General features: G+C 64.6%; 12 protein-coding genes. 8 read left to right on the plus strand and 4 right to left on the minus strand.

Going from position 1 to position 13,730, the window contains the following annotated elements:
* Nucleotides 1-51 precede the first annotated feature (51 nt).
* From HW090_RS00140 to HW090_RS00155, 4 genes are all read left to right on the plus strand, one after another.
* Nucleotides 52-1,218, plus strand: a complete 1,167-nt coding sequence (locus HW090_RS00140; RefSeq protein WP_256930698.1) for a phosphatidylserine/phosphatidylglycerophosphate/cardiolipin synthase family protein — start codon at nt 52-54, stop codon at nt 1,216-1,218.
* Nucleotides 1,215-1,799: a DJ-1/PfpI family protein gene (locus tag HW090_RS00145; protein WP_179111573.1), complete on the plus strand. Its 585-nt coding sequence runs from the start codon at nt 1,215-1,217 to the stop codon at nt 1,797-1,799. Before HW090_RS00140 ends, HW090_RS00145 begins: the two co-directional genes overlap by 4 nt.
* Nucleotides 1,800-2,020: 221 nt before the next feature.
* The gene (gene metE / locus HW090_RS00150; RefSeq protein ID WP_179111574.1) at nt 2,021-4,309 is read left to right on the plus strand and encodes a 5-methyltetrahydropteroyltriglutamate--homocysteine S-methyltransferase; all 2,289 of its coding nucleotides are present in this window, start codon (nt 2,021-2,023) and stop codon (nt 4,307-4,309) included.
* Nucleotides 4,310-4,454: 145 nt separating this feature from the next.
* Nucleotides 4,455-5,123 carry an epoxyqueuosine reductase QueH gene (locus tag HW090_RS00155; protein ID WP_179111575.1) on the plus strand — a complete coding sequence of 223 codons (669 nt, stop codon included), beginning with the start codon at nt 4,455-4,457 and terminating at the stop codon, nt 5,121-5,123.
* Between the two features lie 7 nt (nt 5,124-5,130).
* Here the strand turns inward: HW090_RS00155 and HW090_RS00160 are convergent, their stop codons facing one another.
* A complete protein-coding gene (locus HW090_RS00160; RefSeq protein ID WP_179111576.1) occupies nt 5,131-5,679 on the minus strand; it encodes a cysteine hydrolase family protein in 549 nt (182 codons plus the stop codon).
* Nucleotides 5,680-5,784: 105 nt separating this feature from the next.
* Between HW090_RS00160 and HW090_RS00165 the strand changes: the two genes are divergently transcribed.
* Nucleotides 5,785-6,744: a GlxA family transcriptional regulator gene (locus HW090_RS00165; RefSeq protein ID WP_179111577.1), complete on the plus strand. Its 960-nt coding sequence runs from the start codon at nt 5,785-5,787 to the stop codon at nt 6,742-6,744.
* Nucleotides 6,745-6,793: 49 nt separating this feature from the next.
* Here HW090_RS00165 and HW090_RS00170 read toward each other — a convergent pair whose 3' ends face one another.
* The gene (locus HW090_RS00170) at nt 6,794-8,317 is read right to left on the minus strand and encodes a fumarate hydratase (RefSeq protein ID WP_179111578.1); all 1,524 of its coding nucleotides are present in this window, start codon (nt 8,315-8,317) and stop codon (nt 6,794-6,796) included.
* Nucleotides 8,318-8,565: 248 nt separating this feature from the next.
* On the opposite strand from HW090_RS00170, the gene HW090_RS00175 reads away from it, so the two are divergent.
* From HW090_RS00175 to HW090_RS00185, 3 genes are read left to right on the plus strand one after another with little or no spacing between them, the layout of a single operon-like run.
* On the plus strand, nt 8,566-8,880 hold the full coding sequence (locus tag HW090_RS00175) for a helix-turn-helix transcriptional regulator (protein WP_179111579.1): 315 nt from the start codon (nt 8,566-8,568) through the stop codon (nt 8,878-8,880).
* On the plus strand, nt 8,877-9,251 hold the full coding sequence (locus tag HW090_RS00180) for a hypothetical protein (RefSeq protein WP_256930699.1): 375 nt from the start codon (nt 8,877-8,879) through the stop codon (nt 9,249-9,251). The genes HW090_RS00175 and HW090_RS00180 overlap by 4 nt, the downstream gene beginning before the upstream one ends.
* Nucleotides 9,248-9,718 (plus strand): tetratricopeptide repeat protein, encoded by a 471-nt coding sequence (locus tag HW090_RS00185; protein ID WP_179111580.1) that lies wholly within the window; start codon nt 9,248-9,250, stop codon nt 9,716-9,718. Before HW090_RS00180 ends, HW090_RS00185 begins: the two co-directional genes overlap by 4 nt.
* Here the strand turns inward: HW090_RS00185 and HW090_RS00190 are convergent.
* Complete coding sequence (locus HW090_RS00190; protein WP_179111581.1) at nt 9,685-11,469, minus strand: bifunctional diguanylate cyclase/phosphodiesterase; 1,785 nt, start codon at nt 11,467-11,469, stop codon at nt 9,685-9,687. The two genes, HW090_RS00185 and HW090_RS00190, sit on opposite strands and share 34 nt — an antisense overlap.
* A gap of 107 nt (nt 11,470-11,576) precedes the next feature.
* Complete coding sequence (locus HW090_RS00195) at nt 11,577-13,664, minus strand: carboxy terminal-processing peptidase (RefSeq protein ID WP_179111582.1); 2,088 nt, start codon at nt 13,662-13,664, stop codon at nt 11,577-11,579.
* Nucleotides 13,665-13,730 lie beyond the last annotated feature (66 nt).

Below are 13,730 nucleotides of genomic sequence, written 5' to 3' on the forward strand. Positions count from 1 at the left end.
GCCATGATGCTGTCTGGGCGCCCGTCGCTGTTTTCGAGTTTGGAGAATCGCTTGGTACACGCTGGAGAAGTCTTCCCCTGGCGCGAGGGCAATACCTTCCGCCTGCTGCTGGACGGGCCTGGTTTCTTTCCGGCGATGCTGGCGGCCATCGAGGGTGCGCGCTGCCGTGTCGACCTGGAGATGTACCTGGTCGAAGAGGGCGAGTGCACGCGGCGGATGGTCGAGGTGCTGGCCGGCGCGTCAGAGCGAGGGGTGCGGGTGCGCTGCCTGTTCGACGGTTTCGGTTCCCTGCTGTGGGGCCCGGCGTCCCGCCAGCGGCTGCTGGCGGCAGGTGTCGAGCTGAGGCTCTACAACCCGTTGTCGTTCAAGCTGAAGTTCAACAACCTGCACCGCGACCACCGCAAGCTGCTGCTGGTCGACGGCGAGCGGGGCTACGTTGGTGGCACCGGCCTGACCGACCGTTTCTGGAGCCCTGATGGCGCACGGCAGTGGCACGAAGCGATGGTGGAGATGACCGGGCCGCTGCTGACCGACTGGCAGCGGCTGTTCGATACGCAATGGGTCTTCAGCCGGCGCAAGCGGATCTGGCAGATTCCCCTGCCCAGGCGCCAACCCCGCCTGCCCGCGCTGCCCGAGGCGCAGCCGGGTCTCGGGCGGGTGGCTTATGCGGCGGCGCGCCAGCACCGCGACATTCTGCAAAGCCTGCTGCGTCACCTGCACCGGGCCGAGGACCGCATCTGGCTGGCGACGCCTTACTTTCTACCCACCGGCAAGGTGCGTCGAGCGCTGATCCGCGCCGCGAGGCGAGGGGTCGAGGTGCGTTTGCTGCTGACGGGCCGGAACACCGACAACCCGCCGGTGCGCTATGCCGGCCAGCGTTATTACCCCCGGTTGTTGCGCGCGGGGGTGCGAATTCATGAATATCAGCCACAGTTCCTGCACCTGAAGATGGTGCTGGTGGACGATTGGGTCAGTATCGGCTCATGCAATTTCGACCACTGGAACCTGCGCTGGAATCTCGAGGCCAATCTCGAATCCATGGACAGCGCGCTGGTGCGCGAGGTGGCGGCGAGTTTCGCGCAGGACTTCACCCAGAGCATCGAAGTGGACATGCGGTCCTGGCGGGCGCGGCCCTTGCTGACGCGGGTCTACCAGCGCCTGTGGGGTATGCTGGACAAACTGGTGATCAATATTTTCAACCGGAGTGGGCGATCATGACGACAGAGCGGAAAATCCTGGTATTGGCGGGCGACTACGTCGAGGACTATGAGCTGATGGTGCCGTTCCAGGCCCTGCAGGCCATCGGCTATACCGTGCATGCGGTGTGTCCGGGCAAGGCGGCGGGAGACAAGGTGCGCACCGCGATCCACGATTTCGAGGGCGACCAGACCTACAGCGAGAAACCGGGGCACAACTTCGCCCTCAACTTCGACTTCGACGCCGTGCGCGCGCAGGACTATGCCGGGCTGCTGGTGCCGGGCGGGCGCGCCCCGGAATACCTGCGCCTGAACGACAAGGTGCTGGAGCTGGTGCGGGCGTTCGACCAGGCCGGCAAACCCATCGCCGCCGTGTGCCATGGCGCGCAACTGCTGGCGGCGGCGGATGTACTCAAGGGCCGCGAATGCAGCGCCTACCCGGCCTGCGCGCCGGAAGTGCGCCTGGCCGGTGGCCAGTTCGTCGATATCGCGGTGGACCAGGCCCACGTCCAGGGCAACCTGGTGACCGCGCCGGCCTGGCCGGCCCATCCCGCCTGGCTGGCGGCCTTCGTCAAGTTGCTGGGGGCGAAGATCAGCCTGTAAGGGGCATGGTTTCTTTTTACTCCCTCTCCCGCTTGCGGGAGAGGGCTGGGGAGAAGAGACCGCGTCGTACTCATCTCTGTTTTTCACCCCTCGTCATTCCCGCGAAGCCTGCTGCTTGCCTTTATATGAGTAAATTTTGTTTTCATCTGGAAAATATTGAATTTGTCTCATGACTTGCCGCTCTCCAGAATGCCCGCATCATTCGCATAGGAGAGTTGGGCATGGCCCTGGCGCACAATCTTGGATTCCCCCGTATCGGTCGCGACCGTGAACTGAAGAAAGCACAGGAAGCCTTCTGGAAAGGCGAGCTGGACGAGGCCGGCCTGCGCGCCGTGGGGCGTGAGCTGCGTGCCACCCATTGGCAGGTGCAGAAGGACGCGGGAATCGAACTGCTGCCAGTCGGCGACTTCGCCTGGTACGACCAGGTGCTGACCCACTCGCTGACCTTTGGCGTGATCCCCGAGCGCTTCCGTCCGCACAGCGGCAAGCCGACCCTGGACACCCTGTTCTCCATGGCCCGTGGCGTCAGTGACAGTTGCTGCGGTGGCGCCCATGCGCAAGAGATGACCAAGTGGTTCGACACCAACTACCACTACCTGGTCCCCGAGTTCACGGCAGACCAGCAGTTCGAACTGAGCTGGGAGCAACTGTTCGAAGAAACCGCCGAAGCCATCGCCCTTGGGCACAAGGTCAAGCCGGTGGTGATCGGCCCGCTGACCTACCTGTGGCTGGGCAAGGCCAAGGGCAGCGAATTCGACAAGCTGGACCTGCTGGAGCGCCTGCTGCCGCTGTACGGGCAGATATTCCAGCGCCTTGCCGAGCAGGGCGTCGAGTGGGTACAGATCGACGAGCCGATCTTGGTCCTTGACCTGCCGCAAGAGTGGAAGAGCGCCTACGAGCGTGCCTACAACCTGCTGCAGCGCGAGCCGCTGAAGAAGCTGGTCGCCACCTATTTCGGCGGGCTGGAAGAGAACCTTGGCCTGGCCGCCAACCTGCCGGTCGATGGCTTGCACATCGATCTGGTGCGCGCCCCGGAACAGTACCCGACCATCCTCGATCGCCTGCCAGCCTACAAAGTGCTGTCGCTGGGCCTGGTCAATGGCCGCAACGTCTGGCGCTGCGACCTGGAGAAGGCATTGAAGGTGCTGCAACACGCCCACGAGCGTCTGGGCGAGCGTCTGTGGGTCGCGCCGTCCTGCTCGCTGCTGCACAGCCCGGTCGATCTGGAGCGTGAAGACAAACTGGATGCCGAACTCAAGAGTTGGCTGGCCTTCGCCCGGCAGAAGTGCGCGGAAGTCTCGGTACTGGCCCGTGCCGTGACCGAGCCTGAGTCGCCGGACGTGCAGGATGCCCTGGCCGCCAGCTGTGCCGTGCAGTCCGCCCGTGCCGCGTCGCCGCGCATCCACAAGCCGCAGGTGCAGGCGCGCATCGCCGCCATCCGCCCGCAGGACAGCCAGCGCCCGTCGCCGTTCGCCGCACGCATCGAACAACAGCGCGCACTGCTGCAACTGCCGCCGTTCCCGACCACCACCATCGGCTCCTTCCCGCAGACTTCGGCGATCCGCCTGGCGCGCCAGTCGTTCAAGCAGGGCAAGCTGTCCGCCACCGACTACACCGAGGCAATGCAGAGCGAGATCCGCAGCGCGGTGAACTTCCAGGAGCGTCTGGGCCTGGACGTGCTGGTGCATGGCGAGGCTGAGCGCAACGACATGGTCGAGTACTTTGCCGAGCAACTGGACGGCTATGTGTTCACCCGCTTCGGCTGGGTGCAGAGCTACGGATCGCGCTGCGTCAAGCCGGCGGTGATCTACGGCGACCTGAGCCGTCCGCAGCCGATGACCGTGGAATGGATCAAGTACGCGCAGAGCCTGACCGACAAGGTGATGAAAGGCATGCTGACCGGCCCGGTGACCATGCTGATGTGGTCCTTCCCGCGCGAGGACGTCAGCCGCGAAGAGCAGGCTCGGCAACTGGCACTGGCCATCCGCGACGAAGTGGTCGACCTGGAAGCCGCCGGCATCAAGGTGGTGCAGATCGATGAAGCGGCCTTCCGCGAAGGCTTGCCGCTGCGCCGTTCGCAATGGCAGCACTACCTGGACTGGGCGACCGAGGCCTTCCGCCTGTGCGCCAGCGGTGTACGCGACGAGACGCAGATCCACACGCACATGTGCTACAGCGAGTTCAACGACGTGATCGAGTCCATCGCGGCGATGGATGCCGACGTGATCACCATCGAGACCTCGCGTTCGGACATGGAACTGCTGGAGGCCTTCGAGGCCTTCGAGTACCCGAACGAGATCGGCCCGGGCGTCTACGACATCCACTCGCCACGTGTGCCGCCAGCCGAAGAAATGGCCAACCTGATGCGCAAGGCGGTCAAGCGCATCCCCGCCGAGCGTCTGTGGGTGAATCCGGATTGCGGCCTGAAGACCCGTGGCTGGCCGGAAACCGAGGCGGCGCTGGTCAACATGGTCGAGGCCGCGCGCCAGTTGCGTGAAGAGCTGGCCTGAGTCACAGGCGTAGGGTGAGTTGCGCGCGCCAGGGATCGCGATGTCGATCGCCCAGGTGCGCGTGGCGAACCCTGCATCCAGCCATAGCAGGGGCCGGAGTGCGTACATGCACTCCGGCCCCTGTCATTTCCAACGTGGAGAGCCGATGAGCGATTACCAGCGTCCGAAACTCGAATTGCCGGGAGGCGCCGACAGGCTCCTGCTGCATTCCTGCTGTGCGCCTTGTTCGGGAGAGGTGATGGAAGCGATCAGCGCATCGGGCATCGACTACACCATCTTCTTCTACAACCCCAATATCCATCCGGTGCGCGAGTACCTGATCCGCAAGGACGAGAACATCCGTTTCGCGCAGCAGCACGGGGTGCCTTTCGTCGATGCCGACTACGACACCGATGACTGGTTCGCCCGCGCCAAAGGCATGGAGCATGAGCCGGAGCGCGGTGTGCGCTGCACCATGTGCTTCGATATGCGTTTCGAGCGCACGGCGCTGTACGCCCACGAGCATGGCTTTGGGGTGATTTCCAGTTCGCTGGGGATTTCCCGCTGGAAGAACATGCAGCAGATCAACGACTGCGGCATCCGCTCGGCGGCGCGCTACCCCGGCATCACCTACTGGGACTACAACTGGCGCAAGGCCGGTGGTTCGGCGCGAATGATCGAGATCAGCAAGCGCGAGCGCTTCTACCAGCAGGAATATTGTGGCTGCATCTACTCGCTGCGCGACAGCAACCGCCACCGCAAGGAGCAGGGGCGGGAGCTGATTCGCATCGGCGTGCAGTACTACGGGGACGACGAGACGCTGCGCTCATCGTGAGCCGGCCTCAGCCCTGCAGGTATTGCTCGGTGTCGACCACCTGGGCGTAAGCGAAGGCCAGGGCGGCCATGGCGGCGGCGTGGGCCTGGGCGGCGGGCACCTTCACCCCGTTGAACTCCAGGTCGAGGGTGGCGCAGGCGTCGTGGATCACCGTTACCGGGTAGCCGAGGTCGGCGGCGGCGCGGGTGATGGCGTCGATGCACATATGGCTCATGTTGCCGACGATGGTCAGTGCCTCGATGCCCTGTTCCTGTAGCTGTGCCTGCAACGGGGTGTCGCGGAAGGCATTCACCTGCTGTTTGAGCACCACGGCTTCGCCGTCCTGTGGCAGTACCTTCGGATGAATCCTGGCGCCTTCGGAGCCGGGCACAAAGAAGGGTGCCTGTTCGCTGGCGAATTCATGGCGGATGTGGACTACTGTCTCCCCCGCGGCGCGTGCGGCGGCGAGGAGGCGTGCGGCGTTGTCGGCGGCCTGCTCGACACCTTCCAGGACCCATTTGCCATTGGGGAAGTAGTCGTTCTGGATGTCGACGAGGATCAGTGCGCGTTTGCCCATGTGTGTCTCCTGCTCTGTTCAGTATGTTGAAGTGGTGACAGGGTAGGCGGGCGCCGACGGCATGGGGATTGGCGGGAGCGACAATATCAGGGGTAAAACTGACAAATGGAACCGACGCAGGAAATCGCGCTGCTGCTTTATCCGGACGCGCAACTGGCCGCCGTCCATGGCCTGACCGACCTGTTCAAGGTAGCCAACCGGATGGCCGAGGGGCATGCCGGGGTGCGGGTCAGCCACTGGACGGTGGCGGGTGATGAGGCGCCGCGCCGGGTGTTCGACAGCCACCCTGGCGCAGCGGGCGAGCCAGGTGTGATCCTGTTGCCGCCGTGCCTGGAGCGCACGCCAAGCGGCGTGGCGCGAGGGGCGCTTGGCGACTGGCTGCGCCAGCGGCACGGTGCGGGTGTGACCATCGCCTCGGTGTGCGCCGGTGCCTTCCTGCTGGCCGAGGCGGGCCTGCTGGATGGGCGTAGCGCTACCACCCACTGGAGCCTGGCACAGGCTCTGGCAGAGCGATTCCCCAAGGTGCGGGTAGAAGCCGAGCGCATGCTGGTCGACGATGGCGACATCATCACCGCTGGCGGGCTGATGGCCTGGAGCGACCTTGGCCTGGCGCTGGTGGCGCGCTTCCTCGGGCCTGCCATTGCTTCGCAGACCGCGCATTTCCTGGTGATCGACCTCAGCCGCGAGTCGCAACTGCATTTCAGCGCGTTCACGCCACGCCTGGATCATGGCGACGGGGCGATTCTGCGCGTGCAGCACTGGCTGCGCGGGCAACTGAGCAAGGACGTGGGGTTGCTCGCCATGGCCGAGCAGGCCGGGCTCGGCGAGCGGACCTTCTTGCGCCGGTTCAGTGCGGCGACCGGATTCAGGCCCACCGAGTACTGCCAGCAACTGCGGGTGGCCAAGGCGCGGGAGCTATTGGAACTGACACGGGACAGCATCGAGCAGGTGGCCTGGTCGGTGGGCTACCAGGACCCAGGGGCTTTTCGCAAAATCTTCGCCCGTCTGGTCGGCTTGCAGCCGGGGGAGTACCGGCGGCGTTTCAGCCTGGGGCGCACGCCCTGAAACGAAGAAGCCCGGCAGTGAGCCGGGCTTCCTGTCTACAACTGAGCGGTTATTGCACTTCCACCGCCAGGCTGTCGGCGATCTTCTGTTGCCAGATCGCCGGGCCGGTGATGTGTACCGATTCGCCATTGGTGTCGACGGCGACGGTGACCGGCATGTCCTTCACGTCGAACTCGTAGATGGCTTCCATGCCCAGCTCGGCGAATGCCAGTACCCTGGATTTCTTGATCGCCTGGGCGACCAGGTAGGCGGCGCCGCCCACGGCCATCAGGTAGACAGCCTTGTTGTCGCGGATCGCGTCGATGGCGATCGGGCCACGCTCGGACTTGCCGATCATGCCCAGCAGGCCGGTGCTTTCCAGGATCTGGCGAGTGAACTTGTCCATCCGCGTGGCGGTGGTCGGGCCCGCTGGGCCAACCACTTCGTCACCGACCGGATCGACCGGCCCGACGTAGTAGATGAAGCGGCCTTTCAGGTCGACCGGCAGCTCTTCACCACGGTTCAGCATGTCGACCATGCGCTTGTGCGCGGCATCGCGGCCGGTGAGCATCTTGCCGTTGAGCAGGATGGTCTCGCCCGGTTTCCAGCTCTGCACTTCTTCCGGGGTGATGCTGTCGAGGTTGACGCGGCGGGCGCTCGGGCCGGCTTCCCAGACGATGTCCGGGTAGGCGTCCAGCGACGGCGCTTCCAGCTCCGCCGGGCCGCTGCCGTCCAGCACGAAGTGGGCGTGGCGGGTGGCGGCGCAGTTGGGGATCATGCACACCGGCAGCGAGGCGGCGTGGGTCGGGTAGTCCATGATCTTGACGTCGAGCACGGTGGTCAGGCCACCCAGGCCCTGGGCACCGATACCCAACTGGTTGACCTTCTCGAACAGCTCCAGGCGCAGTTCCTCGATACGGTTCTGCGGTCCACGGGCTTGCAGTTCATGGATGTCGATGTGCTCCATGAGCACTTCCTTGGCCATGACGGCGGCTTTCTCGGCGGTACCGCCGATGCCGATGCCGAGCATGCCTGGCGGGCACCAGCCGGCGCCCATGGTCGGGACGGTCTTGAGCACCCAGTCGACGATGGAGTCGGACGGGTTGAGCATGGCCATCTTCGATTTGTTCTCGGAGCCGCCGCCCTTGGCAGCGACGTCCACTTCCACCTTGTCACCGGGAACGATGGAGTAGTGGATCACTGCCGGGGTGTTGTCCTTGGTGTTCTTGCGGGCACCGGCCGGGTCGGCCAGGATCGAGGCGCGCAGGACGTTTTCCGGCAGGTTGTAGGCGCGGCGGACGCCTTCGTTGATCATGTCGTCGACACCCATGGTGGCGCCGTCCCAGCGGACGTCCATGCCGACCTTGATGAATACGGTGACGATGCCGGTGTCCTGGCAGATCGGGCGGTGGCCGGTGGCGCACATGCGCGAGTTGATCAGGATCTGCGCCATGGAGTCGCGCGCGGCGGGCGATTCTTCCTTGAGGTAGGCCTCGTGCATGGCCTGGATGAAGTCGACGGGGTGGTAATAGGAAATGAACTGCAGGGCGTCGGCGACGCTCTGGATCAGGTCGTCTTGTTTTATCACGGTCATGCTGCGCGTCCTCTTGGCGGGGCGGAACGATGAGCAGCCGGGGGCGCCCCCGGCTGGAAACGGCGCGGCAGTATAGCGCGTCGAACTGTCACTGGCACGGCGCTGGCGCAAACCGCCAGCGCTCCAGCGTTTTTGTCGACGGCCTGGGCACGTGGCGTCATCGGCCAGGTCCGCCCAGAGACACCGGATAGCCATGTGCGCGGGCCGGGCTGTTACTATCCCGGCGATCGGATTCACAGGAGTCAGGAATGAACGTACAAGTCATCACACGCGACGGTGTGCCGGAATATGCCGTGTTGCCATGGGCCGAGTACCAGGCCCTGCTGGAGGCCACGGGGCGGCCAGTGGCTCAGCCTGCCGCCGCGTCGGACCAGGCCTCGCTGACGCAACTGGCGCAATTGCGTCAGGCGCAGGGGCTGAGCCTTGAAGAGCTGGCGCGCACCGTGGGCATCAGCCCGGCCTATCTGGAGTTGATCGAGCGTGGCGAGCGCGATCCGGACAACGCGATTCGTCGGGTTCTGGCGCGTACCCTGGGCGTTGCCGGCTGGGGCGGGGCTTCTTGAGCAACCGCACCCTGAGGATCAGCCGTGTCCAGTGGCAGGCTTTGCTGGACGCGCTGGAGGTGACTCGCCGTGAGCGTCAGTTGCTGACGTACCGCTCGTTGCTGGAGCGGCTGCAACTGACGGCGCCGGCCATGTTGACCCTGACCTCGGCACTGGAGCACCTGGCCGCTCTGGATGCCAAGGCCGGTCGCCCCCTGCGCAGTGCGCTGGTGATCAGCCAGAGCGCTAGCCGGCTGCCGCGCACGGGCTTCTTCGAATGTGCACACCGCCTGGGCTGCTGCGCTGCCGAGCCTGACAGTGCCGCCGCTGTGAGCTGGCACGCCGCCGAGGTGGCAAGGGTGTTCGATTTCGACTATCCGGAGGCGACATGATTATCTGGAAAATCCGTGCGCGGGTCGGCTACTGGGCTGCACGTCGTCTGCTGGGCTGGCGCTGGGCCGTTGCGCAGCCGCGCCTCTGGCGTTGGATGGAAGGGCAGTTCTCGCGCATGGCCAACCTTGGCGACAGGGATGCGCAAGGTTTCTATGGGCACTTGTTGCTGTTTCGCGGCCAGGGGCTGGGCTCGCGCCAGGAGGGGATGCGTCTGCTGGAGCGGGCGGCCCAGGCGGGCGATGCCAAGGCGGCTTATCAGGTGGGGTGCCTGTACCTGGACGATCACCCCTGGCGGGCCGCTGACCCGGCCCGTGCCGCGCACTGGTGGGGACAGGCTGCCGATGCTGGCCATCCGTTGGCCGCATCGCGTCTGGGGAAACTCTATGAAAGCGGCGCCGAAGGCCTGCCGAGCGATCCCGCGCTGGCGCAGCGTTACCTGGCGCAGGCGGCCAGGCTCGGGCTCTGATCGTTGGGGTAGTTGCCGGTATCCAGCAGGTGCCAGTTGAAGCCGGGCTTCAACTTGGCCAGGTGCTTGGCCTCGGAGGCCATGCCAGCCAGCGTGGCGGCATCCAGCGCCGGTGCACGGTGCGGGCGCAGGTGCACGACGCCCACCGATAGCGCCAGCAGCGGGTAGCGCGCCTGTTGGCCCTGGCGGTCCTGGGCGATGAAGCAGCCTTCTTTCAGGTGTTCGCTGCGGTAGAAACTGCGGCAGCGCTTCTGGAAGTCTTCGAACAGCAGTTCCAGGCGCCGCTGCCAGTCTTCGGGGCCGAGTACCAGCATGAAGTCGTCGCCGCCGATATGGCCGACGAAATCGCAACTGTAGTCGAGCCGCTCGCTCAGGCAATGGGACAGGCACAGCAGCACTTCATCGCCCTTGGCATAGCCATAGATGTCGTTGAAGGGCTTGAAGTTATCCAGGTCGACATAGCAGATGACCGCTTCCCGCCGCTGTTGCAGCAGGCGCGTCAGGCATTGCTGGATCGGCACGTTGCCCGGCAGCAGGGTCAGCGGGTTGGCGTGGCGTGCCTGCTGGATCTTCATCTCGGTGATCAGCTTGAGCACGTCGATGACGCGTCCCAGGCCGTGGTAGTTGCCTTCCAGGGTGATGATGAAGTCTTCCTCGATGCGCTGTCGGGCGCGGCTGGTCAGCAGCCGGCTGACCTGCTGCAGCGACTGATGCAGTTCCACGGCGAGGAAGTCGTCGCTCATCAGGCGGCTGATCGGCTTGCGTGACAGCAGGTCGGTGGCGAACGGCTTGAGCAGCGCGTCGGAGAGCAGGTTGCGGTGGATGATGCCCACCGGCCTGGCGTGTTCGTCCAGGACCGCCAGCGAGTTGAGGTTGGCCTGCATGCGGAAGATTTCCAGCACTTCGCCGACCTGCTGCTGCTGGGAGACGGCGGGTTGGCGCAGCAGCAAGGGGCTGAGGTCGCCACTGTCTTCGTTGATGCCCGTCTGGCATGGCAGGGCGATGCGCTCGGTGTCGAGGCAGGGCTGCTCCTGGGGGCGTCCGAGCAGGTAGCCTTGCACCAGGTCGACGCCCATTTCCATCAGTACCGCCAACTCTTCCTGCAGTTCGATGCCTTCGGCGATGACCTGGGAGTGGGAGGTCCGGGCGATCTTGAGGATGGACTCGACGAACTTGCGCTTGACCGCATCGAGGTGGATGCCGTCGATGAAGTAACGGTCGATCTTGACGTAATCGGGGCGCAGCTCCGACCACATGCGCAGGCTCGAATAGCCGGCGCCCAGGTCGTCCAGGGCGATCAGGAAGCCCATGTCACGGTAGTGGTGCAGCGCCGTATCGAGCAGGGCGACGTCGTCGGTGGGCGACTGTTCGGTGAGTTCGATGACCACCTGCTCCGGCGACAGGCCGTAGGCGCGCAGGAACTCCAGCGTCCGCCCTGGCTTGTGCGATGCCTCCAGCAGCGATTCGGGGGAGGCGTTGAGAAAGAGCTTGCCGCGCAGTTGCTGCTGGCTGAAGCGGCGGCAGGCGTTCTGCCGGCAGGCCATCTCCAGCTCGTTCAGGCGGCCGACGTGGCGTGCGGCCGCCAGCAGGTTGATCGGGGAGTGCAGAGGACTGTCGGACGGGCCGCGGGTCAGGGCCTCGTAGCCAAGGATGCGGCGCTCCGAGAGCGACACGATGGGCTGGAACAGTGTGGTGATATCGCCATGAGCAAGGATGTGGTCCAGGCTGCTCAACTGCGGGGTGGCGGTCATACGGACCTCATGCATGGTCGCAAAACTAGGAGGGCCCGCGAATGCGGGCCCTCCTAGTTTCATGCGAGCATGATGTCACTTTGATGACATGGTCTCGGAGCAGGTTCTCAGTGGCTGGCCAGCCGGCTGTTCAGGTTCAGGTAGTCGAGCAGGATATGCCCGCTCTCCGAGAGGTAGGCATCGTCTTCCGGTTTGCCTTTCTCTTCTTCCTCGTGGACCACCAGCTCCTCTTCGTCGTGTTTTTCCAGGGCGTTCAGCGGTTCTTCGCCCTTGGCCACGCGCAGGGCGTTTTCCAGTGCCAACTGGCGTTTCTCGATATCGCTCTGCTGGGCACGACGTGTCTTCTCGTTGAGGCTGACGGTGGTTTCCTGCATCAGCTCCTGTGCCAGGGCCAGGCGATCACGGGTGAAGACGAAGTCCGGGTTGTCCCGGGTGCGCGATTCGTGGCGTGCCTGCAATTCGGCGAGGAAGGGCGCGAAGGGGTTCTTCGCCTCGCTGATCGCCGGACGGATGCTGTCCCATGGCAGGGCTTCGGGCAGGGCGCTTTCGCCGATTTCCTGGGTGTCGACATTGGCCGGGTAGGCGATGTCGGGAATCACACCCTGGTGCTGTGTGCTCTGGCCCGAGACACGGTAGAACTTGGCCAGTGTCAGCTTGAGTTCGCCGTGGTTGAGTGGCTGGATCGACTGCACGGTGCCCTTGCCGAAGGTCTGGCCACCGAGAATCAGGGCGCGGTGGTAGTCCTGCATGGCGCCGGCGAAGATTTCCGAGGCGGAGGCGGACAGGCGATTGACCAGCACCGCCAGTTGCCCTTTGTAGAAGGCGCCGGGGTTCTCGTCGGCCAGCACGTCGACGCGGCCATCGCTGTTGCGCACGAGGACGGTCGGGCCGCCATCGATGAACAGGCTGGTCAGTTCGGTGGCTTCCTGCAGGGAGCCGCCGCCGTTGTTGCGCAGGTCGATGACGACGCCGTCGACTTTTTCCTTTTGCAGTTCGGTCAGCAGTTTGCGTACGTCGCGGGTGGTGCTCTTGTATTCCTTGTCGCCGGCGCGCAGGGCCTTGAAGTCCAGGTAGAAGGCGGGGATCTCGATGACGCCGAGCTTGTAGTCGTGACCGCCGTGTTCCAGGTGCAGGACCGATTTTTTCGCTGCCTGTTCTTCGAGCTTCACCGCTTCGCGTGTGATGGCGACCACCTTGCTGCTCTGGTCGTTCGGCGCGTTGCTGGCCGGGATGATCTCCAGGCGAACCACCGAGCCTTTCGGGCCGCGAATCAGCTTGACCACTTCGTCCAGGCGCCAGCCGATCACGTCGACCATGTCGCCGTTGGCCTGGGCCACGCCGACGATCTTGTCGGCGGGAGCCACCTGTTTGCTCTTCTCCGCAGGGCCCGCGGGAACCAGGCGCACGACCTTGACGTGTTCGTTGTCGCTCTGCAGGACGGCACCGATGCCTTCCAGGGAAAGGCTCATGTTGATGTCGAAGTTTTCCGCGTTGTCCGGCGACAGGTACTGGGTGTGCGGGTCGTAGGACTGGGCGAAGGCATTGATGTAGGTCTGGAACACATCCTCGCTGCGGGTCTGCTCCAGTCGTGCCAACTGGTTGCGATAGCGCTTGCCGAGCAGTTCGTCGATGGCCTTGGGCTCCTTGCCGGCGATTTTCAGCCGCAGGACTTCATCCTTGACGCGCTTGCGCCACAGTTCGTCGAGCGCTGCCTGGTTCTTCGCCCAGGGGGCGTTCTTGCGGTCGATCAGCAGTTGCTCGTCGACGCTGAAGTCGATCTTGTCGCTGCCCTTCTCGATCAGCGAAAGGGCGTACTCCAGGCGGCTCTGCAGGCGTTGCAGGTGACGCTTGTAGAGGGTGAAGCCGGGTTCGAGATCGCCATTGCGCAGGAAGTCGTCGAACTGGGTGCGCCAGGGCGTGAACTCCTCGATATCGGCAGCGGTGAAATAGCTGCGCGCAGGGTCGAGCATTTCCAGGTAGCTGTCGAATATCTTGGACGAGCGCTGATCATCCAGCGGCGGCTTGTTGTAGTGGTGGCGCTTGAGCAGCTCCACCACGTTGAGGCTGGCAATCACCTGCGCCCGGTCCGGTTGCAGGTAATCCCAATAGGCGCCGTCTCTGGAGAGGGCCAGCGCGGTGAGGCTCTGCAGGCCGAGGATCACGGCCAGGCAGGTGGAGGTCAGCGTACGTTTCATGGAGTATGGGCGGCGTGAGGATGGAAAATAACGCATATTAGGCCATCAGATTGGGCGCCGGTTCAG

The sequence above is a fragment of the Pseudomonas sp. ABC1 genome (genome assembly GCF_013395055.1).
In the GTDB taxonomy this organism is placed as follows: domain Bacteria; phylum Pseudomonadota; class Gammaproteobacteria; order Pseudomonadales; family Pseudomonadaceae; genus Stutzerimonas.

What these genes read in the sequence shown, in the direction of transcription:
- HW090_RS00145 (WP_179111573.1), top strand. Translation starts at nt 1,215, where the DNA reads ATGACGACAGAGCGGAAAATCCTGGTATTGGCGGGCGACTACGTCGAG.
- metE (WP_179111574.1), top strand. Translation starts at nt 2,021, where the DNA reads ATGGCCCTGGCGCACAATCTTGGATTCCCCCGTATCGGTCGCGACCGT.
- HW090_RS00155 (WP_179111575.1), top strand. Translation starts at nt 4,455, where the DNA reads ATGAGCGATTACCAGCGTCCGAAACTCGAATTGCCGGGAGGCGCCGAC.
- HW090_RS00160 (WP_179111576.1), bottom strand. Translation starts at nt 5,679, where the DNA reads ATGGGCAAACGCGCACTGATCCTCGTCGACATCCAGAACGACTACTTC.
- HW090_RS00165 (WP_179111577.1), top strand. Translation starts at nt 5,785, where the DNA reads ATGGAACCGACGCAGGAAATCGCGCTGCTGCTTTATCCGGACGCGCAA.
- HW090_RS00170 (WP_179111578.1), bottom strand. Translation starts at nt 8,317, where the DNA reads ATGACCGTGATAAAACAAGACGACCTGATCCAGAGCGTCGCCGACGCC.
- HW090_RS00175 (WP_179111579.1), top strand. Translation starts at nt 8,566, where the DNA reads ATGAACGTACAAGTCATCACACGCGACGGTGTGCCGGAATATGCCGTG.
- HW090_RS00185 (WP_179111580.1), top strand. Translation starts at nt 9,248, where the DNA reads ATGATTATCTGGAAAATCCGTGCGCGGGTCGGCTACTGGGCTGCACGT.
- HW090_RS00190 (WP_179111581.1), bottom strand. Translation starts at nt 11,469, where the DNA reads ATGACCGCCACCCCGCAGTTGAGCAGCCTGGACCACATCCTTGCTCAT.
- HW090_RS00195 (WP_179111582.1), bottom strand. Translation starts at nt 13,664, where the DNA reads ATGAAACGTACGCTGACCTCCACCTGCCTGGCCGTGATCCTCGGCCTG.